The 24,381-nt window shown below is 49.8% G+C and carries 19 protein-coding genes; 12 read left to right on the top strand and 7 right to left on the bottom strand.

The features are described from left to right. Positions 1-88: 88 nt before the first annotated feature. From DRJ53_RS11325 to DRJ53_RS11305, 6 genes are all read right to left on the bottom strand, one after another. A complete protein-coding gene (locus tag DRJ53_RS11325; RefSeq protein WP_114235742.1) occupies positions 89-1,429 on the bottom strand; it encodes an MFS transporter in 1,341 nt (446 codons plus the stop codon). Between the two features lie 258 nt (positions 1,430-1,687). Then, on the bottom strand, positions 1,688-2,044 hold the full coding sequence (locus DRJ53_RS21555; RefSeq protein ID WP_206609760.1) for a methyltransferase family protein: 357 nt from the start codon (positions 2,042-2,044) through the stop codon (positions 1,688-1,690). A gap of 12 nt (positions 2,045-2,056) precedes the next feature. Continuing rightward, positions 2,057-2,290, bottom strand: coding sequence for a hypothetical protein (locus DRJ53_RS21550; RefSeq protein ID WP_206609759.1), 234 nt, complete (start codon positions 2,288-2,290; stop codon positions 2,057-2,059). A gap of 137 nt (positions 2,291-2,427) precedes the next feature. Next, positions 2,428-3,291, bottom strand: coding sequence for an undecaprenyl-diphosphate phosphatase (locus DRJ53_RS11315; protein ID WP_114235741.1), 864 nt, complete (start codon positions 3,289-3,291; stop codon positions 2,428-2,430). Positions 3,292-3,312: 21 nt separating this feature from the next. Beyond that, entirely contained in the window at positions 3,313-3,582 is a 270-nt protein-coding gene (locus DRJ53_RS11310) for a DUF3098 domain-containing protein (RefSeq protein WP_114235740.1), read from the bottom strand. A 203-nt stretch (positions 3,583-3,785) separates the two neighbouring features. Next, positions 3,786-4,658 (bottom strand): cell division protein FtsX, encoded by an 873-nt coding sequence (locus DRJ53_RS11305; protein ID WP_114235739.1) that lies wholly within the window; start codon positions 4,656-4,658, stop codon positions 3,786-3,788. A 266-nt stretch (positions 4,659-4,924) separates the two neighbouring features. Here DRJ53_RS11305 and leuS point away from each other — a divergent pair, with 266 nt between their 5' ends. From leuS to DRJ53_RS11255, 10 genes are all read left to right on the top strand, one after another. After that, on the top strand, positions 4,925-7,732 hold the full coding sequence (gene leuS, locus DRJ53_RS11300; RefSeq protein WP_114235738.1) for a leucine--tRNA ligase: 2,808 nt from the start codon (positions 4,925-4,927) through the stop codon (positions 7,730-7,732). Between the two features lie 768 nt (positions 7,733-8,500). After that, entirely contained in the window at positions 8,501-9,400 is a 900-nt protein-coding gene (locus DRJ53_RS11295; RefSeq protein ID WP_114235737.1) for a LytR/AlgR family response regulator transcription factor, read from the top strand. A 128-nt stretch (positions 9,401-9,528) separates the two neighbouring features. Next, complete coding sequence (locus DRJ53_RS11290; protein WP_114235736.1) at positions 9,529-10,215, top strand: hypothetical protein; 687 nt, start codon at positions 9,529-9,531, stop codon at positions 10,213-10,215. A 60-nt stretch (positions 10,216-10,275) separates the two neighbouring features. After that, positions 10,276-10,758 (top strand): hypothetical protein, encoded by a 483-nt coding sequence (locus DRJ53_RS11285; protein ID WP_114235735.1) that lies wholly within the window; start codon positions 10,276-10,278, stop codon positions 10,756-10,758. 124 nt (positions 10,759-10,882) lie between these two features. Continuing rightward, positions 10,883-11,212 carry a hypothetical protein gene (locus DRJ53_RS11280; protein ID WP_162303858.1) on the top strand — a complete coding sequence of 110 codons (330 nt, stop codon included), beginning with the start codon at positions 10,883-10,885 and terminating at the stop codon, positions 11,210-11,212. A 91-nt stretch (positions 11,213-11,303) separates the two neighbouring features. After that, positions 11,304-12,563 carry a TolC family protein gene (locus DRJ53_RS11275; RefSeq protein ID WP_114235733.1) on the top strand — a complete coding sequence of 420 codons (1,260 nt, stop codon included), beginning with the start codon at positions 11,304-11,306 and terminating at the stop codon, positions 12,561-12,563. Between the two features lie 9 nt (positions 12,564-12,572). Next, positions 12,573-13,655 (top strand): efflux RND transporter periplasmic adaptor subunit, encoded by a 1,083-nt coding sequence (locus tag DRJ53_RS11270; protein WP_114235732.1) that lies wholly within the window; start codon positions 12,573-12,575, stop codon positions 13,653-13,655. Positions 13,656-13,893: 238 nt separating this feature from the next. Continuing rightward, entirely contained in the window at positions 13,894-16,998 is a 3,105-nt protein-coding gene (locus tag DRJ53_RS11265) for an efflux RND transporter permease subunit (RefSeq protein ID WP_114235731.1), read from the top strand. A 172-nt stretch (positions 16,999-17,170) separates the two neighbouring features. Then, entirely contained in the window at positions 17,171-18,019 is an 849-nt protein-coding gene (locus DRJ53_RS11260) for an endonuclease/exonuclease/phosphatase family protein (protein WP_114235730.1), read from the top strand. A gap of 150 nt (positions 18,020-18,169) precedes the next feature. Then, positions 18,170-18,703 (top strand): hypothetical protein, encoded by a 534-nt coding sequence (locus DRJ53_RS11255; protein ID WP_132050861.1) that lies wholly within the window; start codon positions 18,170-18,172, stop codon positions 18,701-18,703. Between the two features lie 5 nt (positions 18,704-18,708). On the opposite strand, the gene DRJ53_RS11250 is transcribed toward DRJ53_RS11255, so the two are convergent. Further along, the gene (locus DRJ53_RS11250; protein WP_114235728.1) at positions 18,709-19,725 is read right to left on the bottom strand and encodes a hypothetical protein; all 1,017 of its coding nucleotides are present in this window, start codon (positions 19,723-19,725) and stop codon (positions 18,709-18,711) included. A gap of 417 nt (positions 19,726-20,142) precedes the next feature. On the opposite strand from DRJ53_RS11250, the gene DRJ53_RS11240 reads away from it, so the two are divergent. After that, entirely contained in the window at positions 20,143-23,316 is a 3,174-nt protein-coding gene (locus DRJ53_RS11240; protein WP_114235766.1) for a S41 family peptidase, read from the top strand. 317 nt (positions 23,317-23,633) lie between these two features. Further along, a complete protein-coding gene (locus DRJ53_RS11235) occupies positions 23,634-24,359 on the top strand; it encodes a peptidoglycan DD-metalloendopeptidase family protein (protein ID WP_114235726.1) in 726 nt (241 codons plus the stop codon). Positions 24,360-24,381 lie beyond the last annotated feature (22 nt).

Here is a 24,381-nt window from a genome sequence, read left to right as displayed (position 1 = left end):
CGTGCAATTTGAAACGAAAGAATAAGATTATTGATTATTGGAATTATTTATTATTTAGCGAACGCCTGAAATAATCAATAATCAGTAATTAATAATGCACCACCGAACTTAACTGCACTTCTGATTCCCTCTTCTGCGTTCGCAACGTATGCAACAACAACAGCAAACCAACAATGAAAAACACCACCAGCGCCAGCACGGAGGTACGCTGCGAGCCGGTGAGTTCGGTAAGGTAGCCAAACGAAAACATCCCGATCACAATACAAATCTTTTCGGTTACATCGTAAAAAGAAAAGAACGAAGTAGTGTCTTTTGTTTCGGGCATCAGTTTGGCATAAGTACTGCGGCTTAACGATTGCACGCCACCCATTACAAAACCAATGGCAGCAGCCAGCGCATAAAACTCGTACACGCCATGCGTGGGCACATAGTAGCCAATGATGCAGTTGATGATCCACACAAAAACGCAAACCATCAAGGCTTTGATGTTGCCGATTTTACCCGAAAGCCATGAAATAATATAAGCACCCGGAATGGCGATCAGTTGTATGAGCACAATGGCAATGATCAAATTGGTAGTGGGTATCTGCAACTCGCTTTTGGCATACAGCGCAGCCGACAGCATGATGGTTTGTACCGCCATGTTGTAAAAGAAAAACGCAGTGAGGTAACGCTTCAATACTTTGATCCGCTTTAGTTGCTGCCACACGGTGCGCAATTCTAAATATCCATTGATCAACGCACTGCGCTTGGGATCTACCAGGTGCATCTGGTAACGAGGCAAGCGCCGCAGCGGCACCTGCGCAAACCCAAACCACCACAGGCCGGTGAGCAAAAATGAAAAACGGAACTGAATGGTGCTGGCCTCATCGCCACCGAGCAACTCGGGCTTGAACACAAACACAAAACAAATGATCTGCAGCAACACTGAACCAACGTAGCCATACGCAAAACCTTTTGCTGAAACGCGGTCGCGGTCTTGCGGTGCGGCAATCTCGGGCAGAAAGGAATTGTAAAAAACCAGGCTGCCCCAATAGCCGATGCAGGCAATGATTAAACAGGCTATGCCCAGTGCCAGGCGGCCCGGCGTAAAGAAAAACAGGGCCGAGCAGGCAAGGCTGCCCATGGTCATAAAAAAGGCCAGGAAGTTTTTCTTGTTGCCCCGTGTATCGGCAATGGAGGAAAGCAGCGGCGAAACCAGCGCCACCACGATAAAAGCCACGCCCAGCGCATAGTTGTACAACGCCGTATTTAAAAAGCTGCGGCCCATAAAACTAACGCGGTCAACGGTTGCTTCGTTGCCGTCGCCGGTGATGGCTTCGAAATAAGCAGGAAAAATGGTGGACGTAATAACCAGGTTGTAGGCACTGTTGGCCCAATCGTACAGGGCCCAGGCATTTACCACTTTTTTAGGGGCGGTTTGCTGCATCAGCAAACGTAATGTGATTTTGCGAAAAGCGGTAGTTCACTGAATAATTTACCGGCAACTAATAGACAACATTTGGCAGGGCTGCAGAAATGATCCAGTGCACCAAGCCTATTCATCACTAATGCGCATCCTGTTGTTGTCATGCTGAGCGCAGCGAAGCAACTGATCCCACCCATTCAAACATCTTTTCACTGCAATGATCACCCGAACATCGCTTGATGCAATCACAAGTGGCCGTCAAATCCGAAAGCATCATTTTTAAATAAGCCGTCTTACCCTTTTTTGATACTGCACATATTCCGCACCATGTTCCCGCACCAGAAATTCTTCTTCAAGCCTTATTTGCACCTGCATCAGCATATAACCCACCACCAAAAACAACAACGTGCATGCATTGGGTGTAGCCAAAAAAACACCCACGAGGCTGAGGATCATGCCAAGGAAAATAGGATTACGTGAAACGCCGAACAGCCCGGTTGTAACCAGCTCCGTTTTGTTTGCGGTATCAATGCCAATGCGCCAGGAGTTGCGCATATGGCTTTGCGCCACCACCGTCCACACCAGTGCCAGCACCAACAGCAGCAAACCTGCATACTGGACTATTGGATTTTGCAACCATGTAATAGATCAAAAATAGGTGTGTATGCCCGGCAGAAAACTGTACAGCAGCACATACACAAACAGCGCGATGAGTGTTATTTTAAAATACCGCCCGATCAGCCCATATGCGCTATCGTCTTTGGGCAGCACCAGCGGATTGGTGCCGGTGCGCCGCGCCACCAACAATGTTTTTACCACAAAGGCAACACCGAAATAAACCAAAAAATAAAGGGGCAGAATAATGCGCAATGCCGTGTCCATGTTCCAGATGTTTTAAAAAAGTGCAGAGGTGTTTTTCATCTGAAAACGTAAACTAATGATGAATGATAAATGATGAATCCGGCTACTGCCTAAACAAGCACAACTCATAACTCATAATTCATAACGCATCATTCCCATCATCCCAGCCACCCCATGGCATACATGCCCAAGAGCACCAGGCCGGCAATGATGCGGTAAATACCAAAAACGCGGAACCCGTATTTTTTTAGGTAAGAAATAAAAAACCGGATGGCCAAAAGTGCCACTATAAAAGCTACCACGTTGCCTACTGCAAATGCCTGTATATTTTCCTGCGTGGCAAAAATGATTTCGTAGCCTTTTACTTCCACACCCTCCTCGGTCCAGTTTTTCAAAAAAAGCGAATACCCCGAAGCGGCCACCATGGTGGGCACTGCCAGAAAAAAAGAAAACTCCGCGGCAAAGTTGCGCGTCAGTTTTTGCTGCATACCGCCAATAATGGATGATGCGCTGCGGCTTACGCCGGGCACCATAGCCAGCAGTTGCCAGCAGCCAATAAAAAATGCTTTTTTAAACGTCAGTTGTTCGTCGGCTTCTACCAGTTCGCTGCGGGTGGTTTCGGCGGCCAGCAGGTCGGGGGTGGTATTTTGCGGAAACAACCGGTCGATGTACACCAGTATGATGCCGCCCAGGAGCAGGGCAATGGCCACAATGAGCTCGGAGCCAAGCAAGGCTTCAATAGCATCGTTGAACAGGTAGCCCGCCACCAGCGCCGGGAAAACACCGGCAATGAGCTTGGCATAAAACAGCGGGTTGGTAAACTGGAAAAACTTTTTCCAATACACCAGCACCACGGCCAGGATGGCACCCAGTTGGATGGATACTTCAAAAATTTTGGTGAAAGTATCATTGCTGTGGCCCAGCAAGGAAGAAGCAATAATCATGTGTCCGGTAGAGGAAACAGGCAAAAACTCGGTTAAGCCTTCCACCACCGCAATAATGATTGCGTCGAATAAGGTCATGGGTGATATATAAAAAAAGCGCTAGGCTTTGGGATGGCGAAAAATAGCGTAGATCTCGATCACCAACCCGGCCAGGATGAGGATGGGTGCGATGGTGATGCGGGTGGTGCTGTACACCTCGTTGGCGTCAAACACGTTGGGATCGGCGCTGCGGCCGCCGCCCATCAGCAAAAAGCCTACAACCATTACGGCTGCACCAATCAGCATCCAGGTATAGTTGCTGCGGTCGAACATGCTGGCCCGGTTGGTTGCGGGCTCATCAATATGTAGGGGCGATCTTTTTTCTTTCATGATGTGTTGCACTTAAGCAGGGCAAAGAAAAGGAGAAAATCTTTCAATGACCCACTCTCCCAAAAATCTGTCGTGTTAATTAAATATTATTGATGATTGAATTATTTATTATTAGCCACTATCGGTTAACAAACAGTAATCAATAATTGAATAATCAATAATCCAAAAGAGGCTGCCGCTGCATTTACCCATCCCAAAAGGATTTAATACAGCTCGTCCAGCTTCATGCGCAGGTATTTTACCACGCTGCGGTGGGTGCTGAACAGGGTAATGGAAATGCCAATAATGAGCAGCATCAGGAACAGGAGCAGCAGCAGGCTGTTGTCGCGCAGGGCCTGCAGATCGGGCAAAAAGCGCTCCGCCACCACAATTACCACATATAGCAGCGCAATGGCAATGACCGCCGAAATGCCGCCATTAACAATGGCCCGCACGTTGAGCGGCTTGGCAATAAACCAGCGGGTGGCGCCCACCATTTGCATGGTTTTGATCAAAAACCGGTTGGAGAACATGGCCAGCCGGATGGTATTGTCGATGAGCACGATCACCATCAGGGCAATAAGTGCCGCCACGCCGGCCAGCGTAAGGCTGATGAGGTTGAAGTTGCGCTGCATTTTACCCACCACTGCGTTTGGGTATTTTACTTCATCCACCGCCGGGAAACGAGCCAGGTCGGTTTTAATGCCAACCAGCCTTGCCGAATCCACGAAATCGGCCTTAAGGGTAAAATCAATAGAAGTGGGCAGCAGCGCATTGTCGAGGAATTCGGTAAAATCCTCACCGCCGCTTTTCATCCATTCCTTTTTCGCGGTTTCTTTATCGGTAAACTTCACGCCCTTGGTGTAGGGCTGTGCGGCAATATATTTCTGCAGGTTTTCGCGGGCCGTGTCCTGGATATTTTGCTTTAAAAACACCTGCACCTCCACGCTTTCCTTAAAATACTGAATCAGCTTTTGCGAGTTGATGGTGATCCAGCCCACCACGCCCAGCAGAAACAGCACCAGCGTTACGCCGAGGATGGACATAAAGTATGAGGGTTTTCCGCGTTTGGATGCAGCTTTGCCAAATTGCGCCATGAGGGTTCAGTTGTTTTGAAGTGCGGCAAAAATAGCGGTTTGCGCCTTACGGGCCGGATAGCAGCGGCAGCTTTAGTGGCTACTCAGGGCGCAATCCCATATTTTTGCCCTTCTTTAACGGCGAGGGCTCTGCCTTATTGCCAGCTAAGTATATTTTGAACCACAAAGACACAAAGGGCACCAAGTTTCACAAAGGATTTTCTTAGTGTGCCTTTGTTACTTCGTGTCTTGGTGGTTACCCAAAAAAACTTAATTACAGCGCATCAATGGAATACAACTTCAGGGATATTGAACAAAAATGGCAGGCGCAGTGGGAAGCATCTAAAGCCTACCAGGTGCCTAACCAAAGCGACAAACCCAAATATTATGTGCTCGATATGTTTCCCTACCCCAGCGGGGCGGGGCTGCATGTGGGCCACCCGCTGGGCTATATTGCCTCCGACATTTTTGCCCGCTACAAACGCAACCGCGGCTTCAATGTGCTGCACCCCATGGGCTACGATGCCTTTGGCCTGCCAGCCGAGCAATACGCCATCGAGCATGGCGTGCACCCGGCCGTGAGCACCGCCAAAAACATCGACACCTTCCGCAGCCAGCTCGATAAGATCGGGTTTTCGTTTGACTGGAGCCGAGAGGTAAACACCTCCCAGCCGGGCTATTATAAATGGACGCAGTGGATTTTCCTGCAACTGTTCAGCAGCTTTTACAACCGCCAAACCGCCAAAACCGAACCCATCGAAGGGCTGGTAAAAATCTTTGAAGGGGAAGGCAACGGCAATCATCCCATTCCCAACGCCAACTTCCAGCTGGCATCAATCGTCAATCGTCAATCGTCAATCGGAAATAGTTTCACTGCAGAACAATGGAAATCTTTTGATGAAAAAACCCGGCAAACCATCCTCATGGAATACCGTGTAGCCTACTGCGGCTACGGCGAGGTAAACTGGTGCGAGGCGCTAGGCACCGTACTGGCCAACGATGAAGTGGTGAACGGCGTAAGCGAACGGGGCGGTTACCCGGTGGAGAAAAAACGCCTCCGCCAATGGTACCTGCGCATTACCGAATATGCCGACCGCCTGCTGCAAGGCCTGCAAACCGTTGACTTTTCCGACGCCATGAAGGAAATGCAAAGCAACTGGATTGGTAAAAGCACCGGCGCCGAAATTGATTTTGCAATAAAAGGCACCAATCAAAAATTGCGGGTGTACACTACCCGCCCCGATACCATTTTTGGTGTCGACTTTATGGTAATTGCCCCCGAGCTGGATCTGGTACACGAGATCAAATCGAACGGGCAGGAAGGCGCCGTGGATGAATATATTGCCTATGTAAAAAGCCGCTCCGAGCGGGAACGCATGGCCGAGAAAAAGATCACCGGTGTGGCTACCGGCGCTTATGCGGTCAACCCGTTTGACGGCCGCGAAATTCCCATCTGGATTTCCGAATATGTGCTGGCCGGCTACGGCACCGGCGCCATCATGGCCGTGCCCTGCGGCGATGAACGCGACCACAAGTTTGCGCAGCATTTTGGCATTCCCATCACCAACATCATTGGCGATGCCTATAATGGCGAAGAAGCCAATCCTACAAAAGACGCCATCCTTACCAATAGCGATTTCCTCAACGGCACCGTAATGCGTGATGCCATTGAAATTGTGGTGGGCAAACTCGAAGCGATGGGCATTGGCAAACGCAAAACCAATTTTAAAATGCGGGATGCTGCGTTTAGCCGTCAGCGTTACTGGGGCGAACCGTTTCCTATTAAATGGATTGATGGCGTTGCATACCCGCTTTCCGAAAATGAACTGCCGCTGGAGTTGCCGCATGTGGACAGCTACGGCCCCGGCCCCGAAGGTGAAGGCCCGCTGGCAAACATTGAGAGCTGGACATCGCAGCAACTGGAAACGAACACCATGCCCGGTTATGCCGGTTCATCGTGGTACTTCCTGCGCTATATGGACCCGCACAATGATGCCACATTCTGCGATAAATCTGTATCTGATTACTGGAACCAGGTAGACCTTTATGTAGGCGGCACCGAACACGCTGTGGGCCACTTGCTTTATAGCCGCATGTGGACGAAAGCGCTGTACGACCTTGGACATATTTCTTTTGATGAACCGTTCAAGAAGCTGTTGAACCAGGGAATGATCCAAGGCTCGTCGCGTTTTGTTTACCGTATCAACGGCACCAACACATTTGTTTCAAAAGGATTGCTGGATGCGGAAGGAACTTATCAGGGCAAAGTTGTCGACAAGCTGCATGTGGATGTAAACATTGTTGATGGTTTTGAACTGGATGTTGAGGCGTTTAAGAACTGGCGTCCCGATTATAACAATGCGGAATTTGTTTTGGAAGATGGCAAATACATTTGCGACAATGAGGTGGAAAAGATGTCTAAGTCAAAGTTCAATACAGTGAACCCCGACAACATCGTAACTCAATACGGCGCCGACACCTTCCGCATGTACGAAATGTTCCTCGGCCCCGTGGAAATGAGCAAGCCCTGGGAAACCAAAGGCATCGAAGGCGTACACCGTTTCCTCAAAAAACTTTGGCGCCTCTATGTGGACGAACTGAAAGGCATCATCGTTACGGCCGATGCACCCACCGCTGCCGAGCTGAAAGTGCTGCACCGCACCATCAAAAAGATCGAAGACGATGTTGAGCGTTTTTCGTTCAACACCTGTGTGTCCGGCTTCATGGTTTGTGTGAACGAACTGAGCGACCTTAAATGCCACAAGCGGGCCATCCTCGAGCCGTTGCTGGTACTACTCACGCCTTTTGCGCCGCATATTTCCGAAGAGCTTTGGAAGTTGCTGGGCAACGAAGGCTCGGTGCTCGATGCGCCATTCCCCAAATTCGAAGCACAGCACATTGCCGAAAGCAGCAAGGAATATCCCATTTCGGTAAACGGCAAGCTGCGCACCACCCTCACCATTTCGCTGGACGCTGCCCAAGCCGAAGTGGAAGGCCTAGTGCTCCAAAACGAAGTGGTACAAAAATGGCTCGAAGGCAAGCAGCCCAAAAAGATCATTTTTGTAAAGGGCAAAATGGTGAACCTGGTAGTATAACAAGCGCAGAAAAACTGCTTGTTCAAGTTGTACAAGCATTCAATACACTCAAAGCCACAAAGACAAAATCTTTGTGGCTTTTTTATTTTTATGTAACCGGCTGTAGCATTGCTACTATACTGCCGTTGCGTCGCACACTTGTACGTTCTGTTTAGCTATTGTGCTTTACTCCTCCACCTGCAGTAAACCATTTCCTTTCATTAGCTGTCATGCCGAACTCGTTTCGGCATCTCCCTCACCTGTCGGAGTTTACAAGGGCACAAGGAGATGCCGAAACAAGTTCGGCATGACAGATACTGATTGTGATAAGTGTCCTACACCATCACTGAAATTTTGCGTTTCCATTCAGATATTCTTTGCTTACCAATCACACTTTTTGCCTGTCATCCTGAGCGCAGCGAAGGATCTGAGCCTGCACTAACAAAACACTTCGAAGCATCAAAGAGTCTGCCTCCTATCCAATCATTCCTCATTGGCACCACCCAGATGCTTCGCTGCGCTCAGCATGACAAACAGCAACCGAACTGCTCAATAAAAAAGACCTGAAAGCAAAAATCGAATAACTACTTAAAAGCCATAAACAACCAAACCCTCACACCATTTCTGCATCACCCAAAACGCCCCAACACCAACAGTAATTAAACAACTTAAACCCGTCAACACCTTGAACCAATTGAACATATTGAACCCATTAAACAAATTCAACAATGCCCCAACCAACCCACAACAACACACCCCGCTTCCAACCGCAGCAAATATCTTTGCACCATGCGCCGCTTTCTCCTGCAGCCTTATCCTTTTGTGTATCATGTTGGCCGCAAACTGCGGGTCTGCGCCGGCATCGGGCTGTTCATCACCCTGTTCCTCGGCGTGTTTCAACCCTTTGGCCTGTCCACCCTACCGCAGCAAACGGTATGGCTGCATGCCCTGCTCTTTGGCCTGGTTACATTTGTGATTAGTGGTTTGCTGCAAGCCGGCCTGCCCCGAATTTTTCCACAGCCTTTTTCCGAAGCCCACTGGAAAAGCTGGAAAGAGCTGCTCTACCTTTTTATCATCCTTCTTTTTGTAGCAGCCGGTAATTATGCATTGCTCGAAGCGCTGTATGGCAACAGGCATGGCCAGCGCTCCTTTTGGAGTGTGCTGCTCATTACTGCGGAGGTGGGTGTGTTCCCGCTCATCTTTGTGGTGTTTTTAAAACAACTGATGCTGTACCGCCGGTACGCAGCAGCAGCGCAAGAGGTAAACGTGGAATTAAAAGCGCCTCCTGCACCCCAAACACCTGAAGCGATTGCAGCACCACAACCTGCCCTGCTCACCCTGCGTGGCGAAGGACAAAAGGAGCAACTGGACCTGCCGGCAAATGCTATCCTTTTCATCGCCTCCTCCGACAACTATGTGCGGGTAGCTTTTTTAAAAAATAGCGCTGCCGCCAGCCAGCTGCTGCGGGCCTCGCTGAAAAGCATGGAGCAGCAGGTTGCAGCCCATCCACAACTGTTCCGTTGCCACCGCATGTACCTCGTCAACCTCGACCAGGTGGTGCAGGTAAGTGGCAATGCACAGGGCCTGCGGCTACACCTGCAGGGCACCACCGAGGCGGTTCCGGTGAGCCGCAGTCTTACCCAAACGGTGAAAGACCGGCTGGCGCACCTTTCCCATTCGCCCCAATAGCGCTGATATTCAGTGCATTTTACCCCAAAACTCACTGTTGGCCCCAAGCGCCTGCACCCCGCCCCTCCGGTTTGGAAAAGGCCTTACCCATGTTGTTGCTTTGTCCCTGAAACGACAAACAAACAACTATGGCAACCTTCACTATTGTACTTCTTGTCATTCATGTCATCGGCGGTTTTGGTGCACTCATCAGTGGCTTTATTGCTTCTGTTACCCGCAAAGGCAATGGCCGCCACCGGGGCAGCGGCCGGGTCTATTTCTGGAGCATGACTGCCGTTTTTATCACCGCCGTCATACTAGGCATTTTAAAAGAAAATTGGTTCCTGTTCATGGTGGGCTTTTTCTCCTATTACCTGGTGGTGCGGGGTTACCGCATATTATACCTCAAGCAATTGGGCCGCGGACAAAAAGCTTCCGTTATCGACTGGGCCGTGGCAACCACCGGCGGCATTTTTGGCCTTGCGCTGATCGGTTCCAGCCTGCGGTTGCTGCCCAACAGCTTTGCGCCGGTGCCGCTGGTGTTTGGTTTGATCTGCGTTGGCTTTGCCACTAAAGATGTGCAACTGTTCATCAAAGGCCCGAAGGAAAAAGGCCATTGGATCTTTGGCCACATTGCCGGCATGGGCGGCGGCTACATTGCCACCTGGACGGCCTTCCTGGTTACCAACATCACGTTTCTGCCACCGGTAATGGTGTGGCTGGCGCCAACCGTGATCGGTAGCGTTTGCATCGGGTATACCATTTTTATTTGGAAAAAGAAACTGGCACCCCGCAAGCCTGCGGCAGTTGCTACATCACTGCATTCCGTTTTGTAAAAAAACAGTGAGCGGCAACAAATGCACGGCTTTTGCTGTTTACTACAAAAAGGATCCAATATGGCTCATCCCAACCTTACCCTGATTGGTGCGCTGCGGCAGGCGGCACAAAATTTACGCGATGGCGCCCCGTACGCCTGGGGCCACCATGGCTCCTGCAACTGCGGGCACCTGTTGCAAACCGTAACGCACCTGACCAAAGAAGAAATTTTGCGGCATGCGCATACCGGCATCGGCGAGTGGACGGAAATTGCCGAAGATTACTGCGGCGTCACCTCCGCTCCTGCTTACCTGCTTATTTCCAAACTGGAAGCTATTGGCCTTACGCCACCCGATATTCATCACCTCGAATACCTCAATAACAAGGAAGTATTGCACCGGTTGCCAGGCGGATTCAGGTGGTTGAAAAAAAATGTGCGGGACGATGTGGTGCTCTATTTTGAAACCTATGCGCAGCTCCTGGAAGAACGGTTGCTGGCTTACATCGACATTCCAAAACCGGAGGTACAACAAAGCATGCAGGTAAGCGTGTATCAAGCTTGAAAACATCGCTGTACTTGCATGTTCACCATTAGTGCGGATGGAGGTTTAACAGTTTGTTTGTCAGCGGTTCTTAATTTTACGGCCTGTGAAGCAACTGCTGGCATTCATACTACTCCTTTCGCACATGAACACATCCATGTTCTTCCCCGTTATGGAAGAAATGGATTTGTATGATGCCCGTGGCGTGCAGGTAGATGATGTAAACAGCGTGGTGGAATATATTGTGCAGGATGTGCTGATGAGTGAACACGATAAACAGCTGCCTGCCGATGACGAAGACAACGACCAGCCGCATTATTTTCACCTGCATAAAGAAGTAAAAAAGATCGTTCCGCCCGAAATAACACTGCTTCCCGAAATACTTCCTGCAACTAAGCCTCATTTCTTTTCCCCCGATTTTTTACCCCTGCCCAAAGGCTGCAGCGATATCGTTATTCCTCCTCCCAAAGCGTGATTTAAGACGCCGCATGGCCGGCATTTTATTGATTCAGCAGGAGCATTGATGCGCCTGCCTATTTCCCTGTTTTCTTAAATCGCGAAACGTTATGTCTCTATTAAAAAGAGGCATCCTGTACGCATGGGTCATCCTATGGGGTGGATCATTGTGTGCACAGGATAGCCTGCGTATTTCCCTGCCCGGGGCAGAAAAGCTTTTTTTACAAAGCAACCTGTACATACTTGCCGCACAGTTCGATATTGAACAGCAACAAGCACTTGAAGTGCAGGCAAAACTTTATCCCAACCCTGTTGTAAGTGCCGAACTAAACCTCACCTCCTCCGAAAACAACAAAGTGCTGCGTGTAGGCAACAGCGGGCAAAAGATGTTTGCAGTGGAACAATTGCTGCTGCTGGGTGGCAAGCGTGCCCATGCAGTGGCCATGGCCCGCACCAGCACCGAGCTGGCAAAGCAATCGTTCCAGGAGTTGCTGCGCAACCTGAAGCTGCAGCTCAGCACCAACTACTATGGTGTGTTGTTCGATCTGCGCACCCTGTCGAAATACGACCTGCAATTGCAACAACTCGATACCCTCATCAGCCTGTACGAAGTGCAGGCCAGGCAAGGCAATGTGGCGCTTCGCGATGTGGTGCGATTGAAAACCGCTTATATCGACATCAGCAACGACAAAGCACAACTGATGCAGGGCGTGCAGCAACAGCAACGCAACCTGCAATTGCTGCTACATACCGATGCTGTGATTGTCCCCGATTTTCCGGGTGTGCAGCCGGAGCAATATACCAATCTGCCTTCGCTGGACTCATTGCTGTCGCTGGCGTATCAAAACCGCTCCGACTGGAAGATGGCGGCACTGCAGCAAGACCTTTCCGGCATCAACACCCGCTACCAGCGCAGCCTGGCAGTGCCTGATCTGTCGGTGGGTGCCGTGTACGATCAGCAGGGCGGTGCTTTTCGCAACCAGGTAAACCTGACGCTGGGCCTGCCGCTGCCGCTGTGGAACCGCAACCAAGGAAATATAAAAGCAGCAGCAATACAGCAGCAGCTTTTTGCAAACGAAAAGGCGATGCGCCAGGCAGCAATACGTGCCGAAGTACAGGAAGCATGGCGCAACATGCAGCGCAGCATACAGGAGTATCACAAAATACACAGCCTGTACACCGACGACTTCAACACCGTACTGAATGGCATGGGCGAGAATTTCCGCAAACGAAACATTTCGCTGGTGGAGTTCATTGATTTTTTTGAATCCTACTCCGAAAGCATGGCCGGCGTAAGCCAGGTGCGCAAGCAACTGCTGCTGGCTGCCGAACAAATCAACTACGCCATTGCACTTCCCATCTATCAATAATTACAACACATGAAATCTTTATACAGCTTACTAATCCTGGCTTCGGCCTTAACACTATTTGCATGCGGCACTAACACCCATGCAGAACCGGAAAAAACATTTTCGCTGAGCGACACGATGCTCCAGCAAATGGATTTTGCAAAAGCAACCACGCAACCCGTGCAAAGCAGCCTGAAATTGTTTGGCAAAATCACCGCCGATAACAACCGGCAGGCGCAGGTGTTTCCGCTGGTGGGCGGCACCGTTACCAAAGTGGCCGTGGAACTAGGCGACTATGTGCGGCAAGGACAGGTGCTTTCGGTGATCCGTAGCGGCGAGGTGGCCGGCTTCGACCGCGAACGCATGGATGCCATCAGCGATGTGGCGCTGGCCGAAAAAAACCTGCAGGTAGCCCGCGAACTATACGAAGGCAAACTGAATACCGAACGGGATGTGGCCGCGGCCGAACGGGAGTTGGAAAAAGCCCGTGCCGAAAAAAAACGCACCAACGAAATGTTCCAGGTGTACCGCATCAGCGGCGGATCGAACTACAACGTAACGGCACCTATCAGCGGTTTTATCATTGATAAAAACATCAACCAAAATGTGCAGTTGCGCAGCGATAATTCGGAGCCGCTTTTTTCCATTGCGCAGATCGACGAAGTGTGGGTGCTGGCCAATGTAAACGAATCGGAAATTGGTAAAATACATGTGGGTGTAACAGCGGAAATCAATACCATTGCTTACCCCGATAAAACATTTGTGGGCAAGGTGGATAAGATCTTCAACGTGCTGGATCCGGAAACAAAAGCCATGAAAGTGCGCATCCGCATACCCAATGCCGACCTGTTGCTGAAGCCTGAGATGAGTGCTACCGTGCACATTCAATACCAGGAGCCGCAAACGCTGGTGGCCATTCCATCGGCTGCCGTAATATTTGATAAAAGCCGCAATTGGGTAATGGTGTACCACAGCCGCACCAACATTGAAACGCGAGCTGTGGAAGTGTACAGCCAGTCGGGTAATATTACCTACTTACAATCAGGTTTGCAACCCGGCGAAACCATCGTCACCAAAAGCCAGCTGCTGGTGTATGATGCGCTGAATGATTGAGGGACGTGAAACGTGAAACGTCAATCGTAAATAGTGAATGGTGAATTGAGTGATGTCTGATCGCTGATGTGGTGATGTATGATTTGGGAAAATCAGCGATCACTACATCAGACATCAGCACATTCCCTTTGCACGATTGACGTTTCACGATTGCCCATTCACCATTGACGTTTCACCATTCACGTTTCACGACAACTTCCCCGCAACAAATCTATTTCCCTACAACACCAATTAATCAATGAACAAGTTCATTCGAAATATCATTGCCTTTTCACTCAAGAACAGGGCCTTTACCTTTTTCTGGGTAGGGCTGCTGGCTATTGCAGGCATTTTTAGTTATATTAAAATTCCACTCGAAGCATTTCCGGATGTTACCAACACACAGATCATTATTGTAACCGAATGGAGCGGCCGCAGCGCCGAAGAAGTAGAACGCTTTGTAACCACACCCATCGAAATATCGATGAACTCGGTGCAAAAGCGTACCGATGTGCGCTCCGTTACCATGTTCGGGCTGTCGGTGATCAAGATCATTTTTGAAGACGGCGTGGAAGATTTTTTTGCACGCCAGCAAGTGAATAACCAGCTGCGCAATGTGCAGCTTCCCGATGATGTAGAACCCGAAGTGCAACCGCCATACGGACCAACCGGCGAGATCTTCCGATACACGTTGCACAGCGATGTTCGCGACAGCCGCGACCTGCTCACCATTCAAAACTGGACCATCGACCGGCAACTGCGTGCAGTGCCCGGCGTGGCCGATGTTGTAGCTTTTGGCGGACAGGAAAAGATCTATGAAATAAATGTTGATCCGGTGCGGTTGCAAAAGTTTGACCTTACACCATTGCAGGTGTACGATGCTATTTCAAAAAGTAACCTCAACGTAGGTGGCGATGTGATTGAAAAGAACGGGCAGGCTTACGTGGTACGGGGTTTGGGTTTGCTCAATTCCATTGCCGATATCGAAAACACCATCATCAACAACTACAACGGAAACCCGGTATTGGTAAAGAATGTGGCCGATGTGACCGAGGGCAGCGCACCACGTGTGGGCCAGGTGGGCCTCAACCACCAGGACGATGTTGTGGAAGGCATTGTGGTGATGCGCAAAGATGAAAACCCCAGCGTAGTGCTGGGTGCGGTGAAGGAAAAAATAGAAGACCTCAACACCCGTGTGCTGCCTAAAGATGTGCAAATGGTGGCCTTCTACGACCGCGATAACCTGATTGAATATTGCACCCGCACTGTAATGAACAACCTGCTGGAAGGCATTGTGCTGGTAACGGTGATCGTGTTCATTTTTATGGCCGATTGGCGTACTACGCTGATCGTTTCCATCATCATTCCGCTGGCGCTCCTGTTTGCATTTTTCTGCCTTCGGCTAAAAGGCATGAGTGCCAACCTGCTCTCATTGGGTGCAGTGGATTTTGGCATCATCATCGACGGCGCAGTGGTAATGGTGGAAGGCTTGTTTGTGGCACTCGATCATAAAGCACATAAAGAAGGCATGCCGCGGTTTAACAAGCTGGCAAAGCTGGGCCTCATCAAGCGAACGGGCACGGAAATGGGCAAGGCTGTTTTCTTTTCCAAGCTTATTATCATCACGGCGTTGCTGCCCATTTTTTCTTTTCAAAAAGTGGAAGGCAAAATGTTTGCGCCGCTGGCATGGACGCTTGGTTTTGCCCTGCTGGGTGCACTGCTGTTTACCTTAACCCTAGTGCCGGTATTGAGTTCCATTTTGCTGCGCAAAAATGTGCGGGAAAAAAACAACCGCTTTGTAAACTTCATCAACAACAGTGTGGCAAGTGGCTTTGGCTGGACTTTTCGCCACAAGAAATGGAGCATGCTGCTGGCAACGGCTTTTCTCGCCATCACCATGTTTTCAGTGCGCTGGCTGGGCACCGAGTTTCTGCCGCCACTTAATGAAGGCGCACTGTGGGTTACGGCCGAACTACCCATGAGTTATTCGCAAACCGAAAGCGTAAAAGTGGCGGGCCAAATAAGAAAGGAACTCATGAAGTTTAGCGAAGTAAAACAAGTGTTGTCGCAGGAAGGGCGAAGCAATGACGGTACGGATCCCAATGGCTTTAATTTCCTGCAGTTCCAAGTGGACCTGAAACCAAAATCGGAATTGGGCGGAAAATCAATCGATGACATTATTGGTGAAATGGATGCGCAGCTTTCCAAACTCCAGGGCATTACGTACAACTATTCGCAACCCATTATCGACAACGTTGCCGAAGCGGCTGCAGGCATTAAAGCATCTAATGCAGTAAAAATATATGGTGATGACCTGGACGAGCTGGATAAAATTGCCAACAGTGTAATGGCACAAATTGCCGATGTGCCCGGCATCAAGGATGTGGGCATTTTGCGCAACATTGGCCAGCCCGAAATCAGCGTGCTGCTTGATGAAGAAAAGATGGCTATTTACGGCGTTACCAAAGCCGATGCGCAGGCAGTAATTGAAATGGCCATTGGTGGTAAAACCGCGACCGCCAAATACGAAGGCGAACGCAAATTTGATGTGCGGGTTCGGTACGAACAGCAATACCGCAAAGACGAAGATGACATTGCCAACCTGATGGTGCCCAACCTGCGCGGCGAAAAAATTCCGTTGAAGGAAATAGGGCAGGTACAAAAACTAACGGGTCCTGCATTTGTGTTTCGCGACAATACAAAGCGCTTTATTGGCGTAAAGTTTTCGGTGCGGGAACGCGACTTGGGCAGCACCATTGCCGAAGCGCAGCAAAAGGTAACCAACAGCATTAAACTGCCCACCGGTTACACCATTGGCTGGACCGGCGAATTTGAAAACCAGGTGCGGGCATCGGAGCGGCTGGCGCAGGTAGTGCCCATTTCATTGATCGCGATTTTTGTGCTGCTCTTTATCATGTTTGGCAACATCAAAGATGCAGCACTGGTGTTGGTCAACGTACCGTTTGCACTCATTGGCGGCATTATCGCGCTGCATTTTACGGGCATCAATTTTGGCATTTCGGCAGGCGTGGGCTTTATCGCACTGTTTGGTATTTGTGTGCAAAACGGCGTAATCCTGATCTCGGAATTCAATAAAAAGCTGCGGCAAAAAATGTCGCTGGAGAAGGCGGTGTTTGAAGGCGTAAAAGTGCGCACCAGGCCCGTAGTAATGACGGCCATGATGGCGGCGCTGGGCTTGTTGCCTGCGGCACTGTCAACCGGCATCGGGTCTGAATCACAAAAGCCATTGGCCATTGTGATCATCGGCGGGCTGGTTACTGCTACCGTGCTCACACTGCTTATTTTCCCTATTGTGTATTGGTTTTTTTACCGCAAAACATTTGCACACCACGATGCCATGTAAAAACGCATAAACAATTGCTGGCTGTTCATTGCACTTTTGTTTGCGCTTGCATTTGGAAGCATATATTTTCTATGCAGCCGCATTCAACATGTGGGAATGAACAGCCAGTTGTTTTTTGTGCTTTAGCCACTTTGGTATTCTTTGGTATCTTTCGGCCCACAAATCACCGCTGATGCGTACTACCCTTTTATCGCTTGTTTGTTTTTTGCTGGCTATCGGCGCAGTGGCGCAAGAGCCGCTGCATGTAATGAGTTTCAACATACGGCTCAACACCACATCCGACAGCCTTAATGCCTGGCCATACCGCAAAGACAAAGTGGCGCAGCAGGTGTTGTTTTACCAAACACACCTGCTGGGTGTACAGGAAGCACTGCACCTGCAAATGCAGGAGTTGCAACAACGCCTGCCGCAGTTTAAATACATTGGCGTTGGCCGCGATGATGGTAAAGAAAAAGGCGAATACTCGGCAATCTTTTACGATACCACCCGTTTGCAGGCCTTGCAATCCGGTACGTTCTGGCTGTCGGAAACGCCCGAAGTGCCCGGCTCCAAAAGTTGGGATGCAGCCATTACGCGGGTAGCCTCCTGGGCACGTTTCCGCGACCGGAAAGCAGGCAAAGAATTTTTTGCCATCAATACCCATTTCGATCATATGGGCAAAGTGGCCCGTGCCGAAAGTGCACGCCTGCTGCTGCAGCGCATGCACCAAATGGGCGGCAACCTGCCCGTGGTGCTCACCGGCGATTTTAATGCAAAGCCATCCGAAGAGCCGATTAAAATATTAACCGACAGTACCGCGCTGATCTATGTGCAGGATGCCAAAGCCCTTTCGCAAATGCCGCATTTTGGTCCAACAGGCACCTTCAATGGCTGGGGACCAAAAGAAAACGACAACGAACCGATCGATTTTATTTTTATCCGCAATGGCTTCCGGGTGCTGCGGCATGCTACGCTGTCGCAAAGCTGGCAGGGCCGGTTTTCTTCCGATCATTTCCCGGTGTTTGCAGCACTAGTGTTTTAGGTGGGTAAAATGATGTTGTGCACTATCTTGATCGCATAAAAAATTTCAATTAAAACTTCTTTCAATCAATCGCGCTAACCAACATAGCTGCTGAGCTATGAATTACCCCTTTTTTGCAGTAGGTTAGAACCACACCCAACTGCAATGATGATGCGCTATTCCATGCTGATGCTGCTGGCGCTTACCGCCTGCGGCCAAAACAACACCGCCACAACACCAACCAAGCAAAGCAACGCTACACTGGTGCGCCCCGCCAGCCAACAGGAAGCCACTGCCAAGATCCGCAACAACATTGAAGTGCAGGCCAGCGGCGTAACGTTGGAGCAGGCTTATCTTACTTACGACGATGGCACACTGGTAAGCGAGGATAATGTTACCAACGTGAATAAAAAACTGGTGCTCAACCTGGTGGTGGATGGTTGGCAGGTGCAGGATGGAAAAGTGCACCTAGAGGCTTCGGAAAAGCTGGCCACCAGCGAAGGCGAAGTGCTGCTGGATGAACCGGCACTGTTTAGCAAAAGCGGCTTGCAGGCGCTATCACCGCAAGATGCACGCTACCTGCGGCTCAATATTGTTGTTACCGGCATCAACGAACTTTCGGATTATTACGAGGTGACCTTTAAGGTTTGGAACACCTACACGCAACAATTTATTTACGGCACTTACCGGTTTTTTATCGGGTAAATGGTTTACTCCTTTTTAGGTTTCTGCAGCCGGATTAATGCGCTCACCTCCTCGGTGCTTTGCAAGTTGGCTTCGTAGCGCATGTCGCCTACCAGGGCCACCATGTATGATGTGTTGGGTGGAATTTTGCCCAGGTTTTCCGCCACCATCACCAGCTCGTTTTCATCCTGCATATCGGCCACAGCCAGCTTTACCACATGCGCTTTTGCCGTGAGGCGAATGTGCTGGAAAATAAGCTGCTTATTCAGGAACAAGGAAATGGAATCGCCGTCGATTTCGGCATTGTCGTAAAAACGCAGTTCAATGGAATCGCCGCGTAGCGGTATGTCCATGAAATGCTTGGGTGTGCGGGCAATAAATTTTTCTTCAATGGTTTTGGGTGGCGCTGCCACTACTACCGCAGGCTCGGGCTCCTTTTGCGCCGGTGGTGGCGGTATAGATACCATGCCCCTCCTGGGCGGCTTTTGCACCACCACGGCAGGTTGCGGCGTGGCCACTTTTGGCTTTTGCCCAAATGCAATCAAGGAAACAGAATCGATGATGCGCGGATCATTAGCGCCTATGGTGTAATTATCAATCACAAAATCCCATTCGTCGGGAAACTGGGAGTTGGTTACTTTATCGAGGTGTAGCGCTGTTTCTTTACCGCCATCTTCTTTCGGCGCTGTTTTGCCATCCAGCATCATAATGCCGCCTCCGGGGCAATTGAAATCGGCGGCCGATGCCAGCGGCACTTTTCCCGGAATCCCCATCATGCCGCCTTTTGTTTCCAGCAACTGGTCGTCCCACCAGGTAACGGCATTGGTTTGCGCATCGCGGTAGCCACGAATGCTGTAGCGCCGAAAGCCGCCGCCAGCCGCAACATAGTACGAGGTGCCGAGGATGCTGTCGCCCTGTTGTACAAATTTCACCTCCGCCCTTTGCCCGCCAATGCGCCCTTTCCATACACCGGTAAGGGGCTGCGCCCAAAGGTTGCCGGAGCAAAAAAGAAGCAGAAAGGCGAGGAAAATTTTGGAGGGCATAGCAGTAAGAACGAATGGAGGGGGGATATATTTTATTGTGAATGGGTTCTTCTGTGGTTTGGTCTGGAAAAGGGAAAGACTTCATTGCGGTTTAATTGGCCTTGCCATTAGGATTTGCACCATAACAAACCAACTTGTACCTGTCATCCTGACGAAGGAAGGATCTGAACCTTTCACAAACAGTTGCTTTGCGCCACTCAGATGCTTGGCTGCGCTCAGCATGACAAAATGTAGCGTGTAAATTTTTGCATTAATAAAGCGAAACATCGGGTAGCAGAATAGCTGAAACATGTCGGTCATTTAAGTAAAAAATAATTCCAGTTCTCCACCAGCCATCTTCTCCCAACTTCCCCGTATTTGACAAGCGGTCGTTAATCCGATCTAATCCGTTGTATTTTGGACCAAAATCAAATTGGCATGAGAAAAATCTTTTGCGGCTTGTTGTCCGGGCTATTGACAACGGCGGCAAGTGCACAAAGCAGTGAAACCTATTTTTTGTCACAGCCTACCCTTACCCCAGACGGGCAAACGGTGGTGTTTCATTTTGAGGGCGACATCTGGAAAGCAGCCCTTGCCGACGGGCAGGCCCACCGGCTTACCGCCATGCAGGGATACGAAACCAACGCCAAGGTATCTCCCGACGGCAAATGGATCGCATTTACCGGCCGCCAATACGGCAACCCCGATATTTATGTAATGCCAATTACGGGTGGCGACATCCGCCAGGTAACCTACCACAGCGCAGCCGATGAAATGAGCAGCTGGGGCTGGGATTCCAAAACCATTTATTTTACCAGCGGCCGCTCCGGCCAACTATCGGGTTTTAGCGTACCGCTTACCGGCGGCACACCACAACGTGTGTTTGGCAACTACTTTTTTCAATACGACCACAACCTGGTGGCGCACCCCACCAGCGGTGAAATATTTTTTAACGATACCTGGGAAAGTGCCAGCCAGGCGCACCGCAAACGCTACAAAGGCGCTTTTAACCCCGACATACAATCGTACAACCCAGGCACTAAAAAATTCACCAAATACACCACCTGGGAAGGCAAGGATTTTGGCACCACAATCGACAAAGCAGGCAATGTTTATTTTATGTCGGACGAGGCCAACGGCGAGTATAATTTATACACCATGGCCGGCGGTAAAAAGACAGCGCTGACGCGGTTCAATACTTCCATCAAAGCGCCATCGGTTAGTGCCAACGGCGCCAAGGTTGTGTTTGAACGCGACTATCAATTGTGGCTGTACGATGTGACTTCGAAGAAAACAGAAAAGATCAACCTGGCCATTTACCGCAACAATGTACTCACCAAGGAAAAGGATTTTGATGTTCGCAACAACATCAGCTCTTTCGATGTGTCGCCCGATGGAAAGAAGATGGCATTCACATCGCGGGGCGAAATTTTTGTGAGTGATATTGAAGGCAAATTCATCCAGCAAATTCAAAAGGGTTCGGCCGAGCGGGCCGAGGAAATAAAGTGGCTGAGCGACAACAAAACCCTGTTGTATAACCAAACCATTGGCGGCTTTCGCAACTGGTACACCATTGCAGCCAGCGGCAGCGGCCAGCCCAAGCAACTTACTGCCGATAAAAAACACAACCGCAATATTGTGTTGAATAAAAAACGCACCATGGCGGTGTACCTGAGCGGCCGCGATGAAGTAAAGCTGCTGGACCTGAAAACCATGCAGCCTAAAACACTGGCCAAAGACGAGATCTGGGGTTTTCAAAACAGCGATCCCGGCTTTTCGCCAAAAGATGATTATGTGTTGTTTACGGCCCGCCGAAATTTTGAAACAGACATTTTTATTCATGATCTGAAAAAGAACAAAACCACCAACCTTACCAACACCGCTATTTCAGAAGCCGATCCGCTTTGGTCGGCCGATGGCAAATACATTTACTTTACTTCGTCGCGGCTGAAGCCTGCCTACCCGATGGGCATGCAAAGCCCGAAAATTTACCGCGTGGCGTTGGAAAAGCTGGATGATCCGTTCCGCATCGACAAGTTCAACGACCTGTTTAAAGAAGAGAAAAAAGACACAACTGCCGGTAAAAAAGATACGGCTGCAAAGCTGGCTCCGCAGGTAGATAGTTCGGCGCTGGTGATGGACCTGGAAAATGTAATGGAACGCATCGAACTGATTTCTCCACGCTTTGGCGACCAGTTTTTACAAACCGTATACACCAAAGGCGATAAGACGCAAGTGCTGTATTGGAGCAACCACGGCGAAGGCCGGATGGCGCTTTGGAAAACCGTGCTGGAGCCTTTTGAAACCATTAAAACCGAAAAGATTGCGGGCACCGATGGCACCAATGGCGGCGGCCTTGTAGAAGTTAGCGACAAATTGTATGTGCTGCTGAACGGCACGGTACACAAGCTAAACCTGGACGGCAACAAAGTGGATGCCATTGCTACTTCGTATGCATTCAGAAGATCGTTGCAGGAAGAGTTTGCACAAATATTTGAAGAGATGTGGGCCAATGTGCAGGAAAACTTTTACGACGAAAAGTTCCATGGCATTGACTGGGCAAAAATGAAAGAAAAATACCAGCGCTTTGTGCCTTACCTCAATACCCGCGCCGACCTGCGCACCATGATGAACGACATGCTGGGCGAACTCAATTCATCGCACCAGGGCTTCAACACTTTTGGTACAGAAGAATCGGTGCAGTTGCAAAACACCACCATGGAAACGGGAATCATTTTTGAAGACGCGTCGCCCTACAAAGTAAAGTACGTGGTAAAACGCAGCGCTGCCGACCGCAAGGGCATCGACATTCAACCCGGCGATGTGCTGGTGAAAGTGGCCGACCGCAGCGTGGACCCAAGCATGGATCGTGCTTATTATTTTACACGCCCCTCGCTGGATAAAGAGTTGAAGTTGACCTTTAACCGTGGTGGCAAAACATACGATGTAAAGCTGCACCCGCAATCATCGCTGTACACCAATTTGTACGACGAATGGATTGATAACAACCAAAAACGTGTGGATGAACAAACCGGCAAACGCATTGCTTATGCCTGCATGAAAAACATGGGCACCGACGAACTCGAAAACTTTTTTGTAGACATGACCAAAGAGTTGGTGGGCCGTGATGGTTTGATACTGGACCTGCGCTACAACACCGGCGGTAATGTGCACGATGAAGTGCTAAAGTTTTTGAGCCAGCGCTCTTACCTGCAATGGAAATACCGCGAAGGACAATTAACGCGTCAAAGCAATTTTGCACCTTCTGACAAACCTATTGTGCTGCTGACGAATGAGCAATCCCTCAGCGATGCAGAAATGACTGCCGAAGGATTTAAAGCGTTGAAGCTGGGTAAGATCATTGGCAATGAAACGTACCGCTGGATCATCTTTACCAGTGGTATGGGCCTGGTGGATGGCTCTTTTGTGCGGATGCCATCGTGGGGTTGTTATTCGCTGGATGGAAAGGACCTGGAAATGAGTGGGGTAACGCCGGACATTATGGTGATCAACTCTTTTGAAGACAAGATCAATGGCCGCGATCCGCAACTGGACCGCGCCATCCAGGAAATTACCAAAGGATGGAAGCAAACCGAAACGACGAAAAATTAAGAGCAGATTTTAAATGACAAAACAGCCCAATCTTTTTGATTGGGCTGTTTTGTTTAGTGGCATATACACTTGCAATATACAATGTGCATGTAAAGCAGATTCTTAGCCTCCTTAGTCACTGTCATGCCGAACTTGTTTCGGCATCCCCTACATCTGGCGGAGTTTATCACAGCGCCAGGAGATGCTGAATGGAGTTCGGCATGACAGTGACTGTATTTCACAGACACCGCATATAATGGAACGACTTTATTTATAACCACAACAGCCAATATTTACAAACACCACACCCCTTTAATTTTGCCCGATAAAAACAATCAATGCAACCCGCACGAAACCTGATCAACATACTACAACAACATACAACCAGCTTTCACCCGGTGGTGCCCTTCGAGCCACAAACCGACCGCCTGCTGCCGCTCGATTTTACTGCAGCCAACACTGCACTTACTGATGAAATTTTAAACGACAACAACCGTTTTATCCTATACATCAATCAACAACTGACCAACGCCGGTGCCCGCTATGGCATTGGTGGCTATGGTGAACACCGCACCATTTACAGCCGCAGCGAGGTGTTTGATAACAACAACGGCGGTGGAAACGAGCCACGCCGCCTGCACCTGGGCACCGATATTTGGGGCGCACCCAACACCAAAGTAATGGCACCACTCGATGGCATCGTACATTCCTTTGGCTTTCACCCGGAGTTGGGCAACTATGGAGCCGTGATCATTTTATCGCACCAATTGGAGGGCGTTAGTTTTTACACGTTGTATGGGCACCTGTCGCTGGGCTCCATCCAGAACCTGGGCGAAGGACAGCGCATTGCAAAAGGCGATGTGATTGCCGAGTTTGGCATTCCGCAGGAAAACGGCTGGTGGCCGCCGCATCTGCATTTCCAGGTAATGAAAGACCTGCAGGGATGGAAAGGCGACTATCCCGGCGTATGTGCTTTTTCGGAGCGGGAGCAATGGTTGGAAAACTGTGTCGATCCCGACCTGATCTTGAATCTGAATCAATACCGGTTGGCGGCAAATGAGTAATTTTTTCCGAAGAAAGGAACCA

The sequence above is a fragment of the Paracnuella aquatica genome (assembly GCF_003332885.2).
Classification (GTDB): domain Bacteria; phylum Bacteroidota; class Bacteroidia; order Chitinophagales; family Chitinophagaceae; genus Flavisolibacter; species Flavisolibacter aquaticus.
The sequence above is the reverse complement of the archived record's forward strand: the minus strand, read 5'-3'. Positions and strand labels throughout refer to the sequence as shown.